Genomic DNA, 6,676 nt, shown 5'->3' on the forward strand with positions numbered 1-6,676 from the left:
CGAGACGGCAGGCGTGCCGTCTCGCGCGTAATGCGTCGATGCGTTCGCGTTACGCGACCCGCTCGATCGCGATCGCCGTCGCCTCGCCGCCGCCGATGCACAGCGACGCGACGCCGCGCTTCAGCCCATACGCTTCGAGCGCGGCCAGCAGCGTCACCATCACGCGTGCGCCCGATGCGCCGATCGGATGGCCGAGCGCACACGCGCCGCCGTGCACGTTGACCTTGTCGTGCGGCAGGTCGAGATCGCGCATCGCGGCCATCGCCACCACAGCGAAGGCTTCGTTGATCTCGAACAGGTCGACGTCGCGCAGGTTCCAGCCGGTTTTCTCCGACAGCTTGCGGATCGCGCCGATCGGTGCCGTCGCGAACAGGCCCGGCTTGTTCGCGTAGGTCGAATGCCCGACGATCACCGCCTTCGGCGCGAGGCCGAGCCGGTCCGCTTCCGAGCGACGCATCATCACGAGCGCGGCCGCGCCGTCCGAAATCGACGACGAATTGGCCGCCGTCACCGTGCCGCCTTCGCGGAACGCCGGCTTGAGCGTCGGAATCTTGTCGAGCTTCGCGTTGCCCGGTTGCTCGTCGATCGACACGACGGCTTCCGTCTTGCCGGCCTTCACGGTCACCGGCGCAATCTCCGACACGAAGCGTCCTTCCGCAATCGCGCGCTGCGCGCGCGTCAGCGATGCGATCGCGAATGCATCCTGCTCCTCGCGCGTGAACTGGTAGGCCTGCGCGCAATCCTCCGCGAACGTGCCCATCAGCCGGCCCTTGTCGTACGCGTCCTCGAGCCCGTCGAGGAACATGTGGTCGAGTACCTGGCCATGCCCCATGCGCATCCCCGCGCGCGCCTTCGGCAGCAGGTACGGCGCATTCGTCATGCTCTCCATCCCGCCCGCGACCGCCACGTCCGCCGATCCCGCCAGCAGCAGGTCGTGCACGAACATCGCGGCCTTCATCCCTGAGCCGCACATCTTGTTGACCGTGGTCGCGCCCACCGCCAGCGGCAAGCCCGCCTTCAGCGCGGCCTGCCGCGCCGGCGCCTGCCCCTGGCCGGCCGGCAGCACGCAGCCAAACACGATTTCATCGATGCGCTCGGCGGGCACGTTCGCGCGTTCGAGCGCCGCGCGAATCGCCACCGCGCCGAGCTCGCTCGCGCTGGCCGCGGCCAGGGCGCCCTGAAAACCACCCATCGGCGTGCGCGCCGCGCCGACGATTACGATCGGATCCTGTGTCGTCATGATTGCATTCCTCCAGTATCAGCGCGGTGCCATGCGCAGCGCGCCATCGAGACGGATGACTTCGCCGTTCAGCATCGTATTCTCGGCGATGTGGCGCACCAGCGCCGCGAATTCGTCGGGGCGGCCGAGCCGCGGCGGGAACGGTACGCTCTTGCCGAGCGCGTCCTGCACGTCCTGCGGCATGCCGGCCATCATCGGCGTCGCGAAGATGCCCGGCGCGATCGTCACCACGCGAATGCCGAACCGCGCGAGTTCGCGCGCGATCGGCAACGTCATGCCCACCACGCCGCTCTTCGATGCCGCATACGCAGCCTGCCCGATCTGTCCGTCGAACGCCGCGACCGACGCGGTGTTGACGATCACGCCGCGCTCGCCTTCCGTGTCGGCGTCCTGCTTCGACATTACGTCGGCGGCCAGCCGAATCATGTTGAACGTGCCGACCAGATTGATCGACACCGCACGTGCGAAACGGTCGAGCGAATGCGGGCCTTCGCGGCCGACGACCTTCTCGCCCGGCGCGACGCCCGCGCAGTTCACGAGCGCATCGATGCGGCCGAACGCGTCGCGCGCAGCGGCAACGGCGGCCTGCCCGTCGGCTTCGCTCGTCACGTCGGTCTTCACGAAGCGTGCGGCCGCGCCGAGTTCGTGCGCGAGGCTCGTGCCGGCGTCTTCATTGACGTCCAGCAGCACGGCCTTGCCGCCTTCGGCGACCACCATGCGCGCCACCGCCGCGCCGAGGCCCGAACCGGCGCCCGTAATCAGAAAAACGCGATCCTTGATATTCATTCGCAGTCCGTAGTCAGTATTCAGGAGTGAGCAGTCTTCTCGGCTTCCAGCTTGCGCAGCACGAAGCGCTGGATCTTGCCGCTCGGGGTTTTCGGCAGTGCGTCGACGAAGTCGATCGCGCGAGGATAGGCGTGTGCCGACAGCCGCCGCTTCACGTGCTGGCTCAGTTCTTCGGCCAGCGCCGGTGTACCGTCGAAGCCTTTCGACAGCACGACGAACGCCTTGACGATCTCGGTGCGCTCCGGGTCCGGCACGCCGATCACCGCGGCCTCGCTGACAGCCGGATGCTCGATCAGCGCGCTTTCCACGTCGAACGGACCGATCCGGTAACCGGACGATGTGATCACATCGTCCGCGCGGCCGATGAAGCTCACGGTACCGTCCGGCTCGAGCTCGACGTTGTCGCCGGTCCGGTAATAGCCGCCCGCGATCGCCGGCGTGTCCTGCTGCCAGTAACCGTAGAACCACAGCAGCGGCGAGTGCGCGATGTCGATCGCGAGAATGCCGGGCTCGCCGGGGCCAAGTTCGCGGCCGGCTTCGTCGAGCACCGCGACGCGATAGCCGGGCATCGCAAAACCCGCCGAGCCGGCATGGACGACGTGCGCGAGCCCGTGATGATTGTTCACGACCATCCCGAGTTCGGTCTGGCCGTAGTGGTCGTAGATCGGCGCGCCGAGCGCTGCGTGGAACCAGCGCACGACTTCCGGATTCAGCGGTTCGCCCGCGCTGCTGACGACGCGCAGTTGCCCTTTCAGGCGCGCGGCCGCTTCGGTGCCGGCCGCCATCAGCATCCGGAACGCCGTCGGCGAACCAGCGAGGCTCGTGATGCCGAGCCTTTCGATCACGTCGTAGGTACTGTCGACCGTGAAACCGCCCTCGTACAGCGTCGTTGCATGGCCGAGCAGCAGCGGGCCCGTGATCGCGTAATAGAGGCCATATGCCCAGCCCGGATCGGCGATGTTCCAGAAGCGGTCGCCGGCGCGAAGATCCACCGCGTCGCGCATGTACGCGCCGAACGCGAGCAGCGCGCGCAACGGCACCGGCACGCCCTTCGGCAAACCCGTCGTGCCCGACGTCGACATCATCATGAACAGGTCGGCGCCCTTTCGCGGCACCGGTTCGAATACGTCGGACTGCGCGTCGAGCGCCGCGCGGAAATCGATGTCGTGCGCCGGCAGCGCGTCGCCCGACTCGCGCACCGTCGCGACCCGCGGGCAATCGACGATCTCGTCGAGCTTCGCGCGATTCGCGATGTTGGTGACGACCAGCCGTGCATCGCTCATGCGCAGCCGGTGCTCGATCGCCTTCGGCCCGAACGCGGTGAAGAGCGGCTGATAGACGGCGCCCGCGCGCCACGTGCCGAGGATCGTCGCGACGAGTTCGGGCGTACGCGGCAACAGGCCGGCCACCACGTCGCCCGGCTTCACGCCCTGCTCGACCAGCAGGTTCGCGACCCGCGCCGACAATGCCTGCATCTGTGCGAACGTGAAACTGCGATGCTGGCCGCCGGCGTCGATCCAGTCGAGTGCGATCGCATTCGCGTCCGCCGCCGCATGCCGGTCGCAGCATTCGACGCAGGCGTTCAGGCCCTGCTCCAGGTCGCCGTGCAGATGTGCGGCGGCGGTCTCGATACGGAAGCCGGCCACGGCGTCGGCGTAGGCCGGCACCACCCGGGCGGTTGCTCCATCACGCATGCGTGTCTCCTGTTCGTTATGCCCGCCGGCGAGCCGGGGGGTATATCGACGATAGTAGACAGCCGTCACATTGCAATCAATGACAAACAGAATCTAGAATCGTGATCGCTTTTGCCATGTCTGGAGGGCATGAAAAATGGGGCCGCAGATGATCTCGCCGGATTTCGTCGAGGATGCGCTCGAGAGCCTGCGCCGGCTGCGGATTCCGACCGAGCCCGTGCTGCGCTTGGCCGGCCTGCCGGCCACTGTGCGCGAGCCCGTCACGCCACAGCAGTACGGTCGCCTGTGGCTGGCGATCGCCAACGCAATCGACGACGAATTCTTCGGACTCGCGGCCCGCCCGATGCGGCGCGGCAGCTTCACGCTGCTGTGCCACGCCGTGCTGCACGCGGGTACGCTCGAGAAGGCGCTGCGGCGAGCGCTGCAGTTCCTGCGCGTGGTGCTCGACGAACCGCGCGGCGAGCTCGTGGTCGCCGACGGTCAGGCGCAGATTGTCCTCACGCAGGCGGGCGCACCGTATTCTGCGTTCGCGTACCGGACGTTCTGGCTGATCCTGCTCGGCGTCGCCTGCTGGCTGATCGGCCGACGCATTCCGCTGCAGCGCATCGATTTCGCGTGCCCGAGCCCCGACCAGCGCAGCGACTACCACCAGTTCTTTGGCGTGCCCGTGCATTTCGACCGCCCGGACAGCCGGCTCGCGTTCAACGCCGCGTACCTCGCGCTGCCGACGATCCGCTCCGCGCAGGCGCTGAAAACCTTCCTGCGCGGCGCGCCCGGCAACCTGCTCGTGCGCTATCGGCACGACACCGGCTGGGTGGCAAAGACACGTGCGCACCTGAAGGCGCAACCGGCCGCCGAGTGGCCGGACTTCGACACGCTGGCCGTGCGCCTCGGCACGACGCCCGCGACGCTGCGGCGACGGTTGCGCAGCGAGGGGCAGAGCTTCGCGTCGATCAAGGACGAGCTGCGCGGTGCGCTGGCCCAGTCGCTGCTGCGCGGGCACACGCTCAGCGTCGCGGAAATCGCGGCGGAACTCGGTTTTACCGAGCCCAGCGCGTTTCATCGCGCGTTCCGGAAATGGACCGGGACGAGCCCGGGCGCATTTCGGCGGGATGTCAATGCGGCGCAGGCGGAGCATTGAATTGCGGCGCGGGTGTGCGTCACGCTCGGTGCGAGCGCGCTAAAGGGCAAGTCCGACGGGCATGATCGCAGTGAAATTCAGCAGTCGTGCGGTTGCTCGAGCTGTTGGCCGTCAAAGGAAGTTCTGGAAGAACCGTTCTCTTTTGCTTCAAGAGGCGATCCCCACGCATTCGACGGCCACGCAGTCGATTCGGCTGCGAGCACGCAATCGCGCTGCAATTTGTTGGCATTCAATCGCTTCCCGCTTCGGCAACGACACGGCGCAGAATCGACGGCGACGCACGCCGGCGCGAAGTTGCGCGTTGCGCTGCCTGACCACATACTGACCGCCCATGCGAACAAGACCGCGTTGATGGTGACTGTCGATCAGGGTGCCGCTTCAGTGCTGGGTGTCGTGGGATCTGCCGTGTCCCTGTTGGCAGCCATTCCATACGCGCTCGCGATCTACCGGCGCACCGTTCGGCCGCACCTGTTCACATGGCTCATCTGGTCGGTCGTCACGGTGATCGCGGCCAGCGGCCAGTTCGTTGCGGGTGCCGGACCGTCTGCATGGTGCACGGCGGCGATCGCACTGACCTGCTTTCTGACTTTCGTCGCGAGCCTGTTTCGAGGTGAGGCCGGCTGGACCCGCCTCGATTGGCTCTTCCTGTGCGCAGCGCTATCGGCTATTCCGCTCTGGATGCTGACCGAGGACCCTACGATGTCGATCTGTCTGGTCACGCTGATCAAGCTTGCCGGCCTGGGACCGACCGTACGCAAGACGCTTCGCGATCCGTGGAGCGAGAGCCTCACGTATTTCGCGCTGTGCGTGCTCAAGTACGCATTGGCGCTGCTGGCGCTAAGCGCGTGGAATGTCACGGTCGCGTTCTATCTTGCGGTCAATATCGTCGCGTCGATCGGCATCTGCTTGGTGATGATGGTGCGACGTCAGGCGCTGTCGAAATCGGAGGAGCCTCTGTCGAATAGCCTTGGTGCCGGAATGCGAGAGCCGCCGCAACCCGATTGCCGGTCGCGTATGAAATGCGGACCCATCGAACCGTTGCGAGGCCCCGATATGGATGCCGTTCGTGCAGTCATCGAACCGTATGAAGCCGCACTGCGAGCGGCGATGCTCGCCAACGACGTCGACACACTCGACACGTTGCTGGATGACGACCTCGTCTTCACCATCCCGAGCGGGCTGGTCATTTCGAAAGATGACGATCTGTCCGCGCATCGCGCGAAACTGCTGCGCCTCGACACACTCGATATCCAGGAGACTCAGGCAAAGACGGTCGGCGGGATGATCCTCACCACGACGAAGGCGAAGCTTGCCGGTCGTTTCGACGGCAACGCATTCGATGGCATGTTCGCCTATACGCGCCTGTGGCGCCGATCGGGTAGCGAATGGCGTGTCGTCGCCGGACATGCATCGCAGATTGGTTGAACTTACGACATGCCGGCAAATCGGGAACTGCTGGATCGAAAGGTGAGCCGATGCTACCGCTGTCGCGCACCGACAGTGCTCGGCAACCGTTGCCGATGGATGCGCCACGGCGTTAGCGTTCGTGCAGCGCGTGCGGCCGATGCGAAGGCACTCTCGAGATCGCTGAAAAGGAGTCCTCGGGAGAGCATGCAGTTTGCAAGATAGGGACGGTTCTCTGTCATCTCGCGCATTTCCGCCGCGCCAATGCAAAAACCCCCGCCTTTTCGGGCGGGGGTTCTTGGCTTGAGGGAGCCTGACGATTACCTACTTTCACACGGGAATCCGCACTATCATCGGCGTAGAGTCGTTTCACGGTCCTGTTCGGGATGGGAAGGGGTGGGACCGACTCGC

General features: G+C 66.2%; 5 protein-coding genes, 1 rRNA gene and 1 pseudogene. 3 read left to right on the top strand and 4 right to left on the bottom strand.

The features are described 5' to 3' along the window. Positions 1 to 49: 49 nt before the first annotated feature. Genes HWX22_RS29860 through HWX22_RS29870 form a run of 3 tightly spaced genes read right to left on the bottom strand, consistent with a single transcriptional unit; the run spans position 50 to position 3,720 of the window. A complete protein-coding gene (locus tag HWX22_RS29860) occupies positions 50 to 1,240 on the bottom strand; it encodes an acetyl-CoA C-acetyltransferase (RefSeq protein ID WP_175912065.1) in 1,191 nt (396 codons plus the stop codon). A gap of 18 nt (positions 1,241 to 1,258) precedes the next feature. Continuing rightward, positions 1,259 to 2,026: a 3-hydroxyacyl-CoA dehydrogenase gene (locus HWX22_RS29865; protein WP_175912063.1), complete on the bottom strand. Its 768-nt coding sequence runs from the start codon at positions 2,024 to 2,026 to the stop codon at positions 1,259 to 1,261. A gap of 20 nt (positions 2,027 to 2,046) precedes the next feature. Continuing rightward, a complete protein-coding gene (locus HWX22_RS29870) occupies positions 2,047 to 3,720 on the bottom strand; it encodes an acyl-CoA synthetase (protein ID WP_175912061.1) in 1,674 nt (557 codons plus the stop codon). Between the two features lie 136 nt (positions 3,721 to 3,856). Between HWX22_RS29870 and HWX22_RS29875 the strand changes: the two genes are divergently transcribed. From HWX22_RS29875 to HWX22_RS29885, 3 genes and pseudogenes are all read left to right on the top strand, one after another. Further along, positions 3,857 to 4,861 (top strand): AraC family transcriptional regulator, encoded by a 1,005-nt coding sequence (locus HWX22_RS29875; RefSeq protein WP_175912060.1) that lies wholly within the window; start codon positions 3,857 to 3,859, stop codon positions 4,859 to 4,861. Positions 4,862 to 5,212: 351 nt separating this feature from the next. Next, positions 5,213 to 5,800 (top strand): annotated as a pseudogene (locus HWX22_RS29880) (hypothetical protein); the annotation flags it as partial. A 114-nt stretch (positions 5,801 to 5,914) separates the two neighbouring features. After that, on the top strand, positions 5,915 to 6,286 hold the full coding sequence (locus HWX22_RS29885; RefSeq protein WP_175912112.1) for a nuclear transport factor 2 family protein: 372 nt from the start codon (positions 5,915 to 5,917) through the stop codon (positions 6,284 to 6,286). Positions 6,287 to 6,576: 290 nt separating this feature from the next. Here HWX22_RS29885 and rrf read toward each other — a convergent pair. Then, positions 6,577 to 6,676: ribosomal RNA gene (rrf, locus tag HWX22_RS29890) — 5S ribosomal RNA — on the bottom strand; the annotation flags it as partial.

The organism is Burkholderia sp. BCC1638 (assembly GCF_902833195.1).
GTDB lineage: Bacteria > Pseudomonadota > Gammaproteobacteria > Burkholderiales > Burkholderiaceae > Burkholderia > Burkholderia diffusa.